Annotated in this window: 14 protein-coding genes; 7 read left to right on the forward strand and 7 right to left on the reverse strand. The window is 39.2% G+C overall.

The window, feature by feature from the left end; all coding sequences use genetic code 11:
• Positions 1-280 precede the first annotated feature (280 nt).
• Together A3GQ_RS0115050 and A3GQ_RS0115055 are read left to right on the forward strand one after the other, a co-directional pair.
• Positions 281-1276 (forward strand): saccharopine dehydrogenase NADP-binding domain-containing protein, encoded by a 996-nt coding sequence (locus A3GQ_RS0115050; protein ID WP_028777761.1) that lies wholly within the window; start codon positions 281-283, stop codon positions 1274-1276.
• Between the two features lie 102 nt (positions 1277-1378).
• On the forward strand, positions 1379-1903 hold the full coding sequence (locus A3GQ_RS0115055; protein ID WP_028777762.1) for a hypothetical protein: 525 nt from the start codon (positions 1379-1381) through the stop codon (positions 1901-1903).
• 218 nt (positions 1904-2121) lie between these two features.
• Here the strand turns inward: A3GQ_RS0115055 and A3GQ_RS0115060 are convergent, their stop codons facing one another.
• Positions 2122-2295 carry a hypothetical protein gene (locus A3GQ_RS0115060; RefSeq protein ID WP_169818299.1) on the reverse strand — a complete coding sequence of 58 codons (174 nt, stop codon included), beginning with the start codon at positions 2293-2295 and terminating at the stop codon, positions 2122-2124.
• Between the two features lie 602 nt (positions 2296-2897).
• On the opposite strand from A3GQ_RS0115060, the gene A3GQ_RS0115065 reads away from it, so the two are divergent.
• Both A3GQ_RS0115065 and A3GQ_RS0115070 read left to right on the forward strand, forming a co-directional pair.
• Positions 2898-3443 carry a hypothetical protein gene (locus tag A3GQ_RS0115065; protein ID WP_028777764.1) on the forward strand — a complete coding sequence of 182 codons (546 nt, stop codon included), beginning with the start codon at positions 2898-2900 and terminating at the stop codon, positions 3441-3443.
• 218 nt (positions 3444-3661) lie between these two features.
• A complete protein-coding gene (locus A3GQ_RS0115070; protein WP_028777765.1) occupies positions 3662-4207 on the forward strand; it encodes a hypothetical protein in 546 nt (181 codons plus the stop codon).
• A 30-nt stretch (positions 4208-4237) separates the two neighbouring features.
• On the opposite strand, the gene nadA is transcribed toward A3GQ_RS0115070, so the two are convergent.
• Genes nadA through nadB form a run of 3 tightly spaced genes read right to left on the reverse strand, consistent with a single transcriptional unit; the run spans position 4238 to position 7725 of the window.
• Positions 4238-5350 (reverse strand): quinolinate synthase NadA, encoded by a 1113-nt coding sequence (gene nadA, locus A3GQ_RS0115075; RefSeq protein WP_037465163.1) that lies wholly within the window; start codon positions 5348-5350, stop codon positions 4238-4240.
• The gene (gene nadC, locus A3GQ_RS0115080; protein WP_028777767.1) at positions 5343-6197 is read right to left on the reverse strand and encodes a carboxylating nicotinate-nucleotide diphosphorylase; all 855 of its coding nucleotides are present in this window, start codon (positions 6195-6197) and stop codon (positions 5343-5345) included. The genes nadA and nadC overlap by 8 nt, the downstream gene beginning before the upstream one ends.
• Entirely contained in the window at positions 6163-7725 is a 1563-nt protein-coding gene (nadB, locus tag A3GQ_RS0115085; protein WP_028777768.1) for an L-aspartate oxidase, read from the reverse strand. Before nadB ends, nadC begins: the two co-directional genes overlap by 35 nt.
• Positions 7726-7896: 171 nt before the next feature.
• Here nadB and A3GQ_RS0115090 point away from each other — a divergent pair, with 171 nt between their 5' ends.
• Both A3GQ_RS0115090 and A3GQ_RS0115095 read left to right on the forward strand, forming a co-directional pair.
• The gene (locus tag A3GQ_RS0115090; RefSeq protein WP_028777769.1) at positions 7897-9039 is read left to right on the forward strand and encodes a cysteine desulfurase family protein; all 1143 of its coding nucleotides are present in this window, start codon (positions 7897-7899) and stop codon (positions 9037-9039) included.
• A 19-nt stretch (positions 9040-9058) separates the two neighbouring features.
• Entirely contained in the window at positions 9059-9718 is a 660-nt protein-coding gene (locus tag A3GQ_RS0115095) for a hypothetical protein (RefSeq protein WP_028777770.1), read from the forward strand.
• 323 nt (positions 9719-10041) lie between these two features.
• Here the strand turns inward: A3GQ_RS0115095 and pepV are convergent, their stop codons facing one another.
• From pepV to A3GQ_RS0115110, 3 genes are all read right to left on the reverse strand, one after another.
• The gene (gene pepV, locus A3GQ_RS0115100) at positions 10042-11448 is read right to left on the reverse strand and encodes a dipeptidase PepV (RefSeq protein WP_028777771.1); all 1407 of its coding nucleotides are present in this window, start codon (positions 11446-11448) and stop codon (positions 10042-10044) included.
• A gap of 233 nt (positions 11449-11681) precedes the next feature.
• Complete coding sequence (locus A3GQ_RS0115105; protein WP_028777772.1) at positions 11682-11999, reverse strand: hypothetical protein; 318 nt, start codon at positions 11997-11999, stop codon at positions 11682-11684.
• 8 nt (positions 12000-12007) lie between these two features.
• Positions 12008-13492 (reverse strand): hypothetical protein, encoded by a 1485-nt coding sequence (locus A3GQ_RS0115110; RefSeq protein WP_028777773.1) that lies wholly within the window; start codon positions 13490-13492, stop codon positions 12008-12010.
• A 158-nt stretch (positions 13493-13650) separates the two neighbouring features.
• Between A3GQ_RS0115110 and mnmA the strand changes: the two genes are divergently transcribed.
• On the forward strand, positions 13651-14742 hold the full coding sequence (gene mnmA, locus A3GQ_RS0115115; protein WP_028777774.1) for a tRNA 2-thiouridine(34) synthase MnmA: 1092 nt from the start codon (positions 13651-13653) through the stop codon (positions 14740-14742).
• Positions 14743-14791 lie beyond the last annotated feature (49 nt).

Below are 14791 nucleotides of genomic sequence, written 5' to 3' on the forward strand. Positions count from 1 at the left end.
TCCTGCCTCTAATGGTTTTACTCGGTAGGAGACAGATCCATTTGCTACCGAAACCCGATACCATTACATTTTCAAAGAACAAACCTACTAGCTGTAGGATGATCACCGATCATGTGTTCTAATATACAAAATATTCGTTGCTCTTGCAACCCCTTTTTTGGGGTTTGGAGCAACGCCGACTGAAAGCCCACGATTCAAACCGTGGGCTTTCAGTCGGCAAAAATCTGTAAACAAATCCGAAGTAAAAAAAGTAAACATTGCTTTCTTAGGAGGAATTAAAATGAAATCCAGAATACTCATTGCAGGTGGTTATGGGCTGATCGGTAGTTATATTGCCCAACATCTTCGCAAAATGAGCTCAGATACTGAACTCATTTTGGCAGGGAGATCTCCAGAAAAAGGGGAAAAATTAGCAAAGGACTTAGGAGGTGCATCTACTGCTTATCTGGATATTAAAAAACCTGATTCTTTAGAAAATTTAGACCTAGATCAACTTGACTTGATCATTGCTTCCCTGCATGATCCATCAGATTTATTAGTTCGTGCGGCTATGAAACACCGCATTGGTTATATTGATATCACCAAACTGGTTGGAGATGTTGCTGTCTTTCTCTATACTGCTCTTCAGTCTCCCTTAGACCGTCCGATTGCCTTACTGGGTCATACGGATGCAGGTATAAATGCAATTGTGACGAAGCACGTTGCTGCCGATTTCAAAAAAATAGATTCGGTTAAGATCGCCTCGCTATATGATGTTCATGATCCAATTGGACCAAATACAGGTATCGGCAATGATGCTCGTTATCCACTCGATCGTGCATTGTTATATGAAAACGGGAGATGGGCATGGGTGAATGCTCGGTCTCATGCAAGAAAAATTCAGATTTCCAAAGATCAAGCAGAAATAGGAATTCCCGGCCCTCTACCAGATGTCCCCAGTGTGGTAGCAGTGACTGGTGCAAATCATGTACGATGGGACTCCATGCGAGGTGATTCTTTTGGAACAAAAGCAGGTAAAAAACCATCCCATGAAGTTTATATCGATATAGAAGGAACACTGCATTCAGGAGAGTATACCAAACGGAGGACCGTGGTATCTGATCCAAATGGACAGGCACATCTTACTGCACTTGGTGTACTGTTAGTAGCCGAACAAATTCTCGGTTTGGATGGACCTCCGGCCAAAGGTGGGGTGTATTTTCCTGAGGCATTGGTGCCAACAGAAGTAGCCATGGAGCGTTTAAAACAATTTGGTGTTCACATTTCCCATTCATAAACGGAATATAAAAAAACCCACTTTATGCAAAAGCAGAAAGTGGGTTTTTTTATTATAATAGAACAATAAAATTACAAAAAATAAAATGTGAGGTGTTCACGGATGAAATGGATGAAGCAAGGAATCCTTATATTGATTTTATTCGCTATCTTCAGCTCAGTAACCGGATGTGATAGACCAGATGATGCCCAAAAAACCGCAGCTACTTTTTACAGTAATCTCTATGCTAAAAGCGACAAACCCTCACGATTAGATCGTTATCACAAATTGGAAGAAATTATCTCAAAGACTACTCCTCTCACCACATATATGGACGGTATGGCTTTTATGGTACTGATTGACAAATCGATAAAAAATGGATTATCCAAACCATACTACTTAGCAGATGACCCTACAAAGCCGCAAACGGAAACAAAACGCCATATTGTTTTTCGATTTAAAAAATCTGATGCACCTGCTCTTTTTGATCAAAGTACACCCGATGAATACCATAGTGACACAATCACTCTTATAAAAGAAAGCGATAAATGGAAAGTGATAGGCTTCGCAAAAACCGATAAAAAAATAACAACAGATCCAAAAATAGAATGGACAGAAATCAATCCGACAGACTATTTAAAAGAATAATATTACAAAAAGTTTTCTAATCCTAATCTGATAAAAGAAGGCCCGTGGGTTATTAAAAAGACACACTGGCCTTCTTTTTGCCGGTGAGAGCTCGGAGGTTAGTTATCCCCCTGCTACTCGATTATATGATTGGTTCATTATACGCCGATCGGCAGAAACATACGATATATGTTCTGCCGGTGGCTCCGGAGAGGGGCACTGATGCACTGATGCACTGATCAGTAGCCGTACGAGGTGGTGCGAGCGGCCTCGGAGGCCATGCTCCAAGCCACCAGCTTGTCGGTGTTGCCTTTGGTCTCGAAGACAGCAAGAGCAGCGTCCTTCATCAGGCGCTTGCCCTCGTCGATCTCACTCTCGGGCATCTCATCCTCGAGCATCTCATCCTCGAGCATGCTCCGAACCTCGTCCGTGTACATGTGTGTCTTCCCTTCATCAGGAACCAATAGTAAAACACTTCAATCTTATAACATTCGGTATTTATGATCCATATCATTTATCATCTTCGGAATATCGTTGCCATGAGAGTGTAGATCTTTTTTGTGAGTAAGAACAACCTATCTTATACTATATCCCAACTGCTTTCCCTGAAATTTGGATTCCCCTCAAACAAATAGGAACTTTAAAATAGAGGCCCTCGGACCTATAATACTTTGTTTACGACAAAGAATAATTAGGATACAGAAACCATCTTATACAGTAAGAGATGGTTTCTTTTTTGCCCATGTGAATCGAATGATCATGGAGATAACCAAATGATAATTTTTTTGATTTATTTCATAGTTTACAAAATATAGACTTAGGTGTTTTTTTGGGCAATCCAATTGCTATATAATAGAAAAGCAACAACATTAGAAATAGTGTTTCATCCTATATAAACGCTTATAAACAACCCTACTGTATTTTTTTCTTCGATTGTTGTGTAGCAGGGAAAATTAGATTATTGGTATAACAAAGATTGTTTTTTTGGAAAAAATCTATTGAGGTGTATACAACGATGAGATGGGCAAAATTCGGACTAATTACTTTTTTTGTTATGGCAGCATCGAGTTCAGCAGGTTGTTCTTTCTTTGGAGGATTAGATGATGCTCAGGAAGCTAGTGCGACGTACTTAAATTCTTTTTTTTCAAAGTCTGACAAACCTTCTGCGGAAGAGAGGTATCAACAGATTGTTTCTGTTGTATCCGTAAGCAATCAAGAATTTTCTGCAAAGCCCCAATACAAAGCAGATATTTTAAAGGCTATACGAAAATTTATGATCAGCGGAGTCAGTAAACCTTACTATCTTGCTGATTATCCAAAAGAACCTCATACAGATACGCGAAAATCCATTATCGTTCGCTTTCCAAAAGGGACTTTTAACGAAGCCAATAAAGCTTTTGCTGAAGAAAATGAATCAGATGAAGAAGCTTATCGAATGGTAGTAGTCAATAAAGAAGGAGAAAATTGGAAAGTCGTTCAAGTGAAAGAAATCGATAAAAAAGATGTAGTTCAAGCTAACATCGATTGGATAGAAGTCTCTCCTACCGATTACTTAAATTGAAACATCACCTAGTATTAACAATGGATTAATAAACATCACATAAACACAGCAGATTGGTTCAATCGAATGAGTACAAACTGATCTGCTTTATTTTTCTAACCATTGACGCATCACTTTTGAAAACGTCTATTTGTAAGTCTTTTTTTAATTTTGTTTATAAATTTAAATTCATATATACTAAAAAAATGCACAAATTAAATATTTTTCGAGGTGGAACAATGAAGAAGCAGTATAAGTACGGACTATTATTAACTCTACTCATTTCTATCTTCAGTCTCACAACAGGTTGCTTTGGAGGCCTAAATGATGCACAAAAAACGAGTGCAACTTATTTCAATACACTCTTTGCTAAATCTGAAAAACCTTCAGCTGAAGAGCGGTACCAAAAATTAATCTCTGTCGTATCCAGTACCGTTGAAGGTGGTCCCGCAACACCAGAAAATAAAGATGAAATAATGGAAAATATTTTAAAAATGATGGTCAACGGCATCACAAAAACTTACTATATTGCAGACAATCCAAAAGAACCGCAATCGGATACCCGTCGGTCCGTTATTGTCCGTTTTCCAAAAGGAACATTTAACGAAGCGAATAATGCTTTGGGCGGTGATAGCGGACAAGAAGAAGATGCCTATATTACCATCATATTGAACAAAGAAGGAGAAGAATGGAAAATCATTGATATACAAGACGATGATACAGAAAGCATTTTGCAACAGAAAATAGACTGGTTGGAAGTCGAGCCTACCGATTACTTAGATTAAAAAAGTTGGAGGGAATCCTCCAACTTTTTTTTACTTTCCTTGATTCCCCGCTTGAAACATGCGATCTAAAGCAATCTTGGACCAGTGAATAATATCGGGAGCCACTTCAATCTGGTTTACAGGATTCCCTGCAACGACACTCTCCAATGCCCATAAAAGATGCGGACGGTCAATTCGATTCATGGTGAGGCAAGGGCACATCGTTGTGCTTAAGAGTTCGATATGTTTATCTGGATGTTCTTTTGCCAAACGGCCAACTAGATTTACTTCTGTGCCAATTGCCCATTTGCTCCCTGCTGGTGCTGCTTCAATCATCTTTATAATATAGTCTGTTGATCCATTAAAATCCGATTGTTGGACTACTTCAAATGAACACTCCGGATGAACCAAAACTTTGATTTCTGGATCACGTTCTCGTACTTGCTGAATATGTGCAGTCGTAAATTTTTGGTGAACACTACAATGTCCTTTCCAGAGAATCATTCGAATATCTTCTAGATCTCCTTGTATTGCTTCCATCTCTGCCGTATGTGGATTCCAAATAACCATCTCTTCTAATGGAATATCTAACTGTCCAAATGCAGTATTGCGTCCTAGGTGTTGATCTGGCAAAAACAAGATACGTTTCTTTTGAGAATAAGCCCATGTCAACACTTCCTTAGCATTGGAAGAAGTGCAAGTAGTACCTCCATGTCGTCCTACAAATGCTTTGATCGCTGCAGTGGAATTCACATAGGTCACAGGGATAATCGTATCTCCAAATTGTTCTACTAAAAGCTCCCATGCTTCTTCAACATCTTCAATATCAGCCATATCTGCCATCGAACAACCAGCTTGTAGATCTGGAAGGATAATCATTTGTTCATCTGCAGCTAGTGTATCTGCAGTTTCTGCCATAAAATGAACCCCACAGAAAATAATGACTTTGGCTTTTCGTTCTCTCGCACCAATTTGCGATAATTTCAGAGAATCTCCACGAAAATCAGCATATTGAATCACATCATCTCGCTGATAATGGTGTCCCAGGATTACCAAATCGCTACCCAAACTTGCTTTAGCCCTACGAATTCGTTCATCCAATTCACTATCGGAAAGCTGACGATATCTGTCAGGAAGTTGCAAGTCGGTTTGCATGTTAAGCATTATTTTCTGTCCCCTCTTCCACAAAATCCAAGCTAATATCGAGTGCAGTTGCTGAATGAGTCAAGTATCCCACCGAAACAGCATTAACACCTGTTTCTGCAATAGCTCGAATCGTTTCTGGAGTGATACCTCCTGAAGCTTCTGCCCATACCTTTCCATCGATCATGGCTACTGCTTTTCGCAAGTCATTGATATTCATATTGTCCAGCAGTAAAGCATGAATGGGCAGAGAAAGGGCTTCTTTTACTTGCTCCAATGTATCTGCTTCCACTTCAATCTGAACCATATGACCAGCGCGCTGGCGAACTTTTTCTACGGCTTTTTGCATACTTCCCGCAAAAGCAATGTGATTATCTTTGATCATCACACCATGGCTCAGTCCAAATCGATGATTGGTTCCTCCACCCATACGAACCGCATATTTTTCAAATGGTCTAAGTCCAGGAGTCGTTTTTCTCGTATCCAATACGCGACAATCCAAACCTTCCAATTGATCTACCAGTTGACGTGTAAGAGTAGCTATACCTGACATCCTTTGCAACAAATTTAGTGCTACTCGTTCGGCTGTTAAAATGGCTTTTGTTGAGCCAGAAAGGACAGCTATGGTTTGAAAGGAGTCTACTTTCTGTCCTTCTGCTACTTGGGATTGAAAATCAAGTAAGGGATCTAATTCTTGAAAAACTTGAGCGACAATCGGCAAACCAGCTATTACACCAGATTGTTTGGCCAGTAAAACGGCTGAACTCTGCTGATTTGCTTCCACTAGTGATTCCGTTGTGATATCTCCAGCTCCAATATCTTCGTTCAACATATCACGAATGGATTGACGCAATTGAATGGGATTCATGTTGTTGATTCTCCTCCACTATATACTGTCGGGACGCCCATATTTCTTCGGTCTTAGGGTAATCAGATCGATAATGCCCTCCCCGACTTTCTTCTCTCCAAAGAGCAGCTTGTAATACGATTTGTGCAACTTGTAACATATTTTGGGATTCTAAATAAGAAGAGGGTATTTGATCAGAAATGGATTTTAATTCCTGTAAGCCTTTCTCCATACCCAATTTGGTACGTGATATCCCAGCATACTTCCACATGACTTGTTGTATTTGTTGCTTCCACTGTTCTTCTTTTTGTTTATTATTGCACAATCTTACCGACACTTCGATCTCTTGTAAAGGCTTAACCGTCCTCTTCGATAAAGAAGCTATTGTTAGAGCAACTTTCCTAGCAAAAACTGCGCCCTCTAGCAAGGAATTACTACCCAATCGATTTGCACCATGCACCCCAGTACGCGCAACTTCTCCACAAGCGAAAAGCCGAGGAATCGTTGTTTGTCCTGACAAGTCGGTTTTCACTCCGCCCATCATAAAATGTGCAGCAGGGGTAACAGGTATCAAATCTACTCTCGGATCGATGCCAACCTCCATGCAGGCAGTAAAAATCGTTGGAAAACGGTTAGCAAAATCAACGGTTAGCTTTGTTGCATCGAGATAAACATGATGCCCTTCCATCGTTTCTTGAAATATCGCTCGCGATACTACATCTCTTGGGGCTAAATCTCCCCATTCGGAGTATTTGTGCATAAATGGAGTATGATCTTCCGTAACAAGTACAGCACCTTCTCCACGAACTGCTTCTGATATGAGAAACATAGGATTCTGGTCGATATGCAGGGCTGTAGGGTGAAATTGAACAAACTCCATATCGGTCAACTCTGCACCTGCTCGATACGCCATCGCAAACCCATCGCCTGTAGATACTAAATCATTTGTAGTATGCTGATAGATTTGCCCACAGCCACCCGTTGCTAAGACCACACCATGACGTGCGTAATATTGTGTAATGTCCGTTTCTTTATCAACTGTATATACCCCAGCACATTCTCCATCTTGGATTATTAGATCTACTACCATGGTATGAGAAACAAACGAAATGGATGGATGCTTGCGAATCTCTAACAAGAGAGAATCAATAATACCTTTGCCTGTTGCATCTCCCGTCACATGTAAAATTCGGGCTTTGCTATGAGATCCTTCTTTGGCTAATGCAAACTTGGATCCATCACGATCAAATGGTGTCCCCCAATCTGCTAATAACGAAATAATTTCAGGCCCCATGCGAACAAGCATTTCAACAGAATCTCCATCTGCATGGCCAACACCTGTACGTAATGTATCCTCCAAATGTAACTCTGGAGAATCTTCCTCCCCAATTGCCGCAGCAATACCGCCTTGGGCATGATAGGAATTGCAAGCTTCTTGATTGGATTTTGTGATAATTATCACATGTCCGTGCTGTGCAAGTGATAACGCAGTAGTTAAACCAGCTATTCCGCTACCAATAACTAGGAAATCTGTTTCTCTTGCTGTCATATCGTGCATCCCTTCACAAAAATTCATTTGTTCACAGATCTATCACTTTTATTTTCTCAGGATCTGCGATAATGTCAACAAAAATTTCACACAACCATCATCATCTCTTTTTCGATATAATGATTACCAGATACAAAAAGTACACTCGTCTAAAAGGATGGATAGTGAAAAATGGCTCTTTACCTCGATTACGGCGCTACAAGTCCAGTACGTCAAGAAGTGTTAAAATCCATGCTACCATTGTTTTCTGAAGCATATGGGAACCCCGGCAGTATTCATGACATGGGAGTACAAGCCTACTCCTATATCCAAATGGCAAGAGAACAGATTGCTCTTGCATTAGGAGCCACATCATCGAGAGAAATTCTTTTTACTAGTAGCGGTACAGAGGCGAATAATTTGGCCATAATGGGAGCAGCCCTTTACCATCGGAAACGCGGAAACCATATTATTACCACTTCGATCGAGCATCCTTCCGTATTAGAAGCATGTCGTCATCTCGAAAATACTGGCTATAAAGTGACTTATCTGCCGGTCAATCATTATGGTCAGATAAATATAACGGATCTAGAACATGCCATAACGCCTACCACCATCTTAGTCAGTGTGATGGCTGCCAATAACGAAGTAGGTACCATTCAACCTATAAAAGAAATCGCTGAATTGTTAAAAAACAGAGATATTCTTTTTCATACGGATGCGGTACAATTTTTTGGAAAGTTACCCTGTAATGTGAACGAATGGGGAGTAGACCTCTTGTCTATAGGTAGTCATAAAATATATGGTCCAAAGGGTGCTGGTGCACTGTATATTCGCAAAGGAGTAAGACTACAACCTTTGCTATACGGAGGAGGGCAAGAACGCAATTGGCGTCCTAGTACACTAAATACACCAGCTATTGTAGGCTTTGGCAAAGCTGCATCTTTATTTCTTGATGATTTAGCATACGAAAGTAAACGACAAAAAGAAATTAGGGACTATGGTTGGCAACAAATCGAACAACTTGGAGACGTCATACTCAATGGACATCCGACCGAGCGATTACCTAATAACATAAATGTGAGCTTTCAGCGTTTAGAAGGGCAAGCTATCTTACTTGAATTAAACCGAAGACAAATTTATGTTTCGAGTGGTTCCGCATGTAGTGCAGGCAAACATGCCCCCTCTCATGTCTTAATGGCTATGGGCAATGATCTGGATAATGCTTATCAAAGTTTACGATTTACACTAGGAAGAGAAACAACAAAAGCTGATATCGATTATTTATTAACAGAACTAAAAAAAATTACCCATTATTTAAAATCTATTATTTAGGAGGCGTGTATTTTCTTCAATGTGGAACAATATATCTACAGCAGCGCGTAATCTGCTTATTACAACCATCCTATCTGCTGTGCTGTGGGTTCTCTATATCCTTACGCAGCAGTGGAATTATCAAAAACCAGAGCAAGTATATCTCATAGGAACCAACCTTTCCTATGGATTATCATTTTTGTTTTTCTTTCTACTAATCTTGTTTGTATTTTCGTTTATCGAACATCGATTTGATCCGAAAAAACTGCGGGTGAGTTTTATTTTGTTTTCTATCTTCTACCTCATCATGGGTCCATTGACAGTCCTAGGTTTTGATAACTACCTCTTATTGACTCAAAAAGGCATTCAATACAATACCTTTTTCAATATAGAGGATTCGAAAGTACGAGAATGGCATGAAATTAATCATTTAGAACTTGATTACATAATTAATGAGGAGAAAGAAGTCTACAATCAAGATGACTTGCGGTTACTGTTCAAAATTAGATTTGATGATGGATCATCAGTAGAATTGAACAATTACAACTCTCCCCTCTATCGAAGGGACCAATTTTTAAAGATTTTCACTGTCCTACAAAAGAACGACATCCCTGTAAAAATAAAAAAACCTTTGCCAAAACAATTGAAAGATCCGGAGTCTTATCTGTACCCATTGTTTTCCCAAAAGCCTACATCTTAGCGGATAGTAGGCTTTTTTTATAAATAAAATGAAAGCGATTGCAATAAACTATTGATTATTATCTAAAAATTAAATAAAATAAAAATGTAAAGGTCCCTCTCCCGAAAGGTACTACTTGAGCCCATCTGATCAAGAGGAGGTTCCATCATGGACCCGGACTTCCACATCAAAGAGCAGAAGCGCTTGGGAGGAGGAAATGGTTCAGGGTGAGCACTGATTCACCGTAGCGGCGGCATACACGTTGTGTATGTCGCCGCCCCAATGTAAACCAAAAAAATGACTTGAATCCACAAGGATACAAGTCATTTCTAGTTTTTGTTCCATTATTTTGCGAGTTCGTACATGGCTTGCGCATAGATACTAATAGCACGAATGAGATCATCCACATCGATATATTCATCCGTTTGATGAGCTGTCTCTACTTTACCTGGGAAGATCGGACCATATGCAACACAATTGGTAAGTGCTCTTGCGTAAGTTGCACCTGCTACAGCTAAAGATTGCGAAGGAAGTCCTGTCTGTTCTTCATAGACACGGGCCAAAGTTTGCACCAATGGATGATTATTATCAAAAGAATGTCCAGGCTTATTATCAATATGGGTAGCCACAAATCCGTATTTCGCTAATTTCTCTTTTAAATGCTGACCTAATTCGTTCCCATCTGCATGAATCGGATAACGAATGTTCACTCGGACATACTGTTCTTTTTGAAGTTCATATCGATAAACACCAACATTGACTGTCAATTTACCAACAATATTATCTTCTGTCACCATATCTAGCTTTTCACCAAAAATACTATCAATGAAACAGTCATGGATCATTTGTATATAATGATGTCCTTGATTATCCAGTGATAAGGTAAACAAAAATCGTGCAAGCTCTAATGCTGCACTCAAACCTTTTTCAGGTTCAGATCCATGATGGGCACGACCATGTAAGACTAGTTGGACATGATCATCCGCTTCCTCTGCATACCCTTCCAATCGATGAGTCATTAAAAACGATTGGTATGCTTCCTTTAGATCAAATATATCTCCGTTACCACCAATTATAGCTGTTGCATATTCCGGAACCATATTTACACGCTGACCGGATTGAAAAGACTGTAAGATCCATGGGCTTCCCTCTGTTACTTCGCTTTCCCCTTCTCCCACAAGCTGTACATCGAGAAAACCTTTTTCTGCTGTAATGATAGGAAATTCTGCATCTGGGGTAAATCCTACTGTTGGCATCTCCTCATGAGATAAATAATAATTCATACATCTCCAATGTGTCTCTTCATCTGTACCCATAATCAATCGAATACGTTTCGATACAGGTAGTCCTAATTCTTTAATGATTTTAAGCGCAAAATAAGATGCCATTGTTGGTCCCTTATCGTCTGTGGCTCCTCTTGCATAAAGCTTTCCACCGCGAATCTCAGGTGAAAAAGGTGGAGATGTCCAGCCTTCTGTGGCAGGAACTACATCAATATGAGATAAAATACCAACGATTTCATCCCCGCTCCCATATTCGATATGCCCTGCGTAACCTTCTAAATTTTTAACAGTGAAACCGTCTGCTTCACCTAACTCCAACATATATTGCAATGCATCATTAATGGATTTTCCAAATGGGGCTCCCTCTGTTGCTGTGGATTCATCCAATACACTTGGAATTTTCAAAAACTCTATTAATTTATCTAAAAAAACATCCTTCTTTGATTCTGCCTCTAAAATCCAGTTCATCTTTAACTCCTCCTGTCATACTACACCATATGTATCATACACATAATTTTAACGTTGTCACAAAAAAATAGGCTTACACAGAATATTCCCTTTGTTTCTCCTATTCAGTTGAAAAAAATCGAAATTCAATTTTTGGTTTCAGCAAAGAAGAAAACCTAAAAATTAAGTATACCCGATATAACATAAAAACTTTCTACTTTAAAAAAAGCTACCCAATATGGGTAGCTTTAACATCAAGCATGTACACTTGTCGATAAGAAATTACCTTCTATCCAAAGGTACAGCAAATTCAGATCGCATATACAGCTCGAAATTTCGTTCATTTCTCCCATGATTTCATAAAATGCCGCATCATCTACCCGATCTAACCGTTCAAAGTATTTCATATAACGACTTTCAAATACTTTAATGGCTTCCGGTATCTTTGCACATACTGTTTGGCACATCAACTCGAAGTTAGCTTGTTCTTCTTCACTAAGTTTTTCGTATTCTACAAAAAGAACTGGTTTAGGAATACCAAGCCGTTCATCCTGTTTCAACGTATATTTCATAGCACTGTCTACTCCTCAGGATTTCCTGGTGTTTCTTGTGTGACCTTTTTAGCTTGTTGTAACAATCCTTTTTTCTTTTTTTCAAATGATTTGAGCTCATTATTGTTTTGGTTCCATTTCTTGTCCATATCTTTTATTGCGATTGTAAAAGATTGTTCTAATTCAGCTTCTTTTGCATGCCACTTTTGTTCCGTAAAACCAAGTACACCATTGTATCGATTATCAATCCAAGTTTTTATCTTGTTATATTCCAGATTGTTGATTTTCTTTTCCTTTTTGACAAGTGAATTCGCATCCGATAACCTCTGATGTTCTTGATTTAAATTGGTAACAATAGATTGATACTTTCGATTCAACCGATCATGTGTCACTTGATATCCCTTGACCATTTTCTGGATAGATCTAATTTGCCAAGGCTCGTTTATTTGTTTCACTTCATTTGCGTGCACGCGGGCTATTTGTTCCAAATCTACAACATCATCGATAGGCTGATACTCGCCGCCTGTCACCTCAGCTAATTGGGTTAATTCACTTTCGTCTTTCGTAGGAACATCAATACCTACTACATTCACCATAACCCCTAACTTCGATTGACGCATAGCATTTATTTGTTCAGACATATCAGCACCACATGTATCTGAACTATCTGCTAGCACATAGATAATGTTTTCATTGTCAGGCTTTTGATTTTTTGCAAGTTCTTCCATCGTATTATGTAAAGCTTCTACCAGCGGACTCCAACCAGTCGGTTTTTCATTACTAAAGTTTTTTTCCAACTTAGGCAGTTGAGTTGGATAACCCTGATAAATCGGTTGTGTCTGTCTACAAGAAATTTCTTTGTCTTTCTTTCTTGGACCACCTTCATGGCCAAAAAGACGTACCGTTACATTTGCATTCTTAGGAAGATGTTTCAAATACATCGTAGTGAACTGTTTTGCCCATTCATATCGAGATTTGCCTTTGAAGTCCATTGCCATTGTAGAACTAGCGTCTACTAAAATAGCAACATTGCTTGGTTTTGGTAGTTTTACCAGAACAGGCTTTGACGGTTTTGCTGGTTCTCCATGTGCCATGACTCTTATTTTTGCTTGATAATTAGGTGCTAGCATATTGGACAGGCTCTCTAGATCATACTTATAGTTTTGACCTACCAATCCTAACAGATAAGCATATACCGCATCTTTTGCTAAACCGTCTGGCATAACTTGTAATGCCTGCTTGACGCTATCTGCTTTATAAGGATCAGTCGCATATCTCCCCTTTCCTTCATCTTCTAAAATGTTGCGAAGAACAGGTGAAGGAGTCGGAGGAACAAAACCTTGTTCGTATATTTGCTTTTCTTCATTAGCATTATCTCGTTTGTCAGGTTTATTTTCACTGACCTTATTTACTTGATTTCCTGTTACTTGTTGAATCTTTTCGATCACCAATGAACATCCTGTTGTCGTCACTATTAGAATACAAGACAAAAGGAATAATTTAACAAATCGCATATTACCTCCTACCGCCCTTACAGTGCTGATATTAGCTTACTGGATGAAATGCGCTTTGACAACCTTCCTTGCAATGTTTACCTTTGATAGTCACATTTTGCGTGAATAAGAGTCTTGTCTTATAATAGTTAAAACTAATAAAGAATGTGTGATGAGCAATGGATAAAAGTAAAATTCGTGTTGTAGTTGGTATGTCTGGCGGAGTCGATTCTTCCGTGACCGCATACCTTCTGAAACAACAAGGTTATGATGTCGTAGGTCTATTTATGAAAAACTGGGATGACACGGATGAGTTTGGTCATTGCACTGCTACTGAAGATTTTGAAGATGTGCGCAGAGTAGCAACGCAAATCGGTATTCCTTACTATGCAGTAAATTTCGAGAAAGAATATGCAGATAAAGTTTTCCAATACTTTCTTGATGAATATAAAGCAGGCAGAACACCCAATCCCGATGTTATGTGTAATCGAGAAATCAAATTCGGAGACTTCCAAGAAAAAGCGAAACAACTAGGAGCAGATTTTATTGCTACCGGTCATTATGCAAGGGTAGAACATAATGAAAAAGGAGCTACTCTACTTCGTGGAATAGATCCAACAAAAGACCAATCTTATTTCTTATATGCTGTTCATCGTGCACAGTTGGATCAAGTACTCTTCCCCATCGGGCATCTTGAGAAATCAGAAGTACGAAAAATTGCGGAAGAAGCAGGGCTTGCTACGGCAAAGAAAAAAGACAGCACAGGTATTTGTTTTATAGGAGAAAAAAATTTCCGTGAGTTCCTTAGTCAATATCTGCCTGCTACCCCAGGTGAAATCCATACGATGGATGGTAAACGCATCGGAACTCATGATGGATTGATGTACTACACCCTCGGTCAAAGACAAGGGTTACGAATTGGCGGATCTGAAGCAGGTACAGGAGAACCTTGGTTTGTAGCAAAAAAAGATGTATCGAAAAACATCTTATATGTTGCACAAGGTCATAATCATGAAGCACTTTTTTCAATTGGATTAACAGCAAGTAATCTAAATTGGTTACAAACGAAACCTCCACTGCAAACTTTCACTTGTACAGCTAAATTCCGTTACAGACAAGTAGATGTCCCTGTAACAGTGACACCAAATAATGATGATACCGTCACGGTACACTATGCAGAAAAAGAACGGGCTGTTACACCAGGACAATCTGTCGTCTTTTATGATGGTGAAAAGTGCTTAGGCGGCGGAATTATCGAAGAAACATTTTAACAGAGGTCAGCTCCTCTGTTTTTTTGTGTCTTTTTGCTGAATATTGAAA

Source organism: Shimazuella kribbensis DSM 45090, assembly GCF_000428065.1.
Lineage (GTDB): Bacteria > Bacillota > Bacilli > Thermoactinomycetales > Thermoactinomycetaceae > Shimazuella > Shimazuella kribbensis.

What these genes read in the sequence shown, in the direction of transcription:
- pepV (WP_028777771.1), bottom strand. Translation starts at nt 11,448, where the DNA reads ATGAACTGGATTTTAGAGGCAGAATCAAAGAAGGATGTTTTTTTAGAT.
- A3GQ_RS0115095 (WP_028777770.1), top strand. Translation starts at nt 9,059, where the DNA reads ATGTGGAACAATATATCTACAGCAGCGCGTAATCTGCTTATTACAACC.
- A3GQ_RS0115105 (WP_028777772.1), bottom strand. Translation starts at nt 11,999, where the DNA reads ATGAAATATACGTTGAAACAGGATGAACGGCTTGGTATTCCTAAACCA.
- A3GQ_RS0115070 (WP_028777765.1), top strand. Translation starts at nt 3,662, where the DNA reads ATGAAGAAGCAGTATAAGTACGGACTATTATTAACTCTACTCATTTCT.
- nadA (WP_037465163.1), bottom strand. Translation starts at nt 5,350, where the DNA reads ATGCTTAACATGCAAACCGACTTGCAACTTCCTGACAGATATCGTCAG.
- A3GQ_RS0115060 (WP_169818299.1), bottom strand. Translation starts at nt 2,295, where the DNA reads ATGCTCGAGGATGAGATGCTCGAGGATGAGATGCCCGAGAGTGAGATC.
- A3GQ_RS0115050 (WP_028777761.1), top strand. Translation starts at nt 281, where the DNA reads ATGAAATCCAGAATACTCATTGCAGGTGGTTATGGGCTGATCGGTAGT.
- nadC (WP_028777767.1), bottom strand. Translation starts at nt 6,197, where the DNA reads ATGAATCCCATTCAATTGCGTCAATCCATTCGTGATATGTTGAACGAA.
- A3GQ_RS0115090 (WP_028777769.1), top strand. Translation starts at nt 7,897, where the DNA reads ATGGCTCTTTACCTCGATTACGGCGCTACAAGTCCAGTACGTCAAGAA.
- nadB (WP_028777768.1), bottom strand. Translation starts at nt 7,725, where the DNA reads ATGACAGCAAGAGAAACAGATTTCCTAGTTATTGGTAGCGGAATAGCT.
- A3GQ_RS0115055 (WP_028777762.1), top strand. Translation starts at nt 1,379, where the DNA reads ATGAAATGGATGAAGCAAGGAATCCTTATATTGATTTTATTCGCTATC.
- mnmA (WP_028777774.1), top strand. Translation starts at nt 13,651, where the DNA reads ATGGATAAAAGTAAAATTCGTGTTGTAGTTGGTATGTCTGGCGGAGTC.
- A3GQ_RS0115110 (WP_028777773.1), bottom strand. Translation starts at nt 13,492, where the DNA reads ATGCGATTTGTTAAATTATTCCTTTTGTCTTGTATTCTAATAGTGACG.
- A3GQ_RS0115065 (WP_028777764.1), top strand. Translation starts at nt 2,898, where the DNA reads ATGAGATGGGCAAAATTCGGACTAATTACTTTTTTTGTTATGGCAGCA.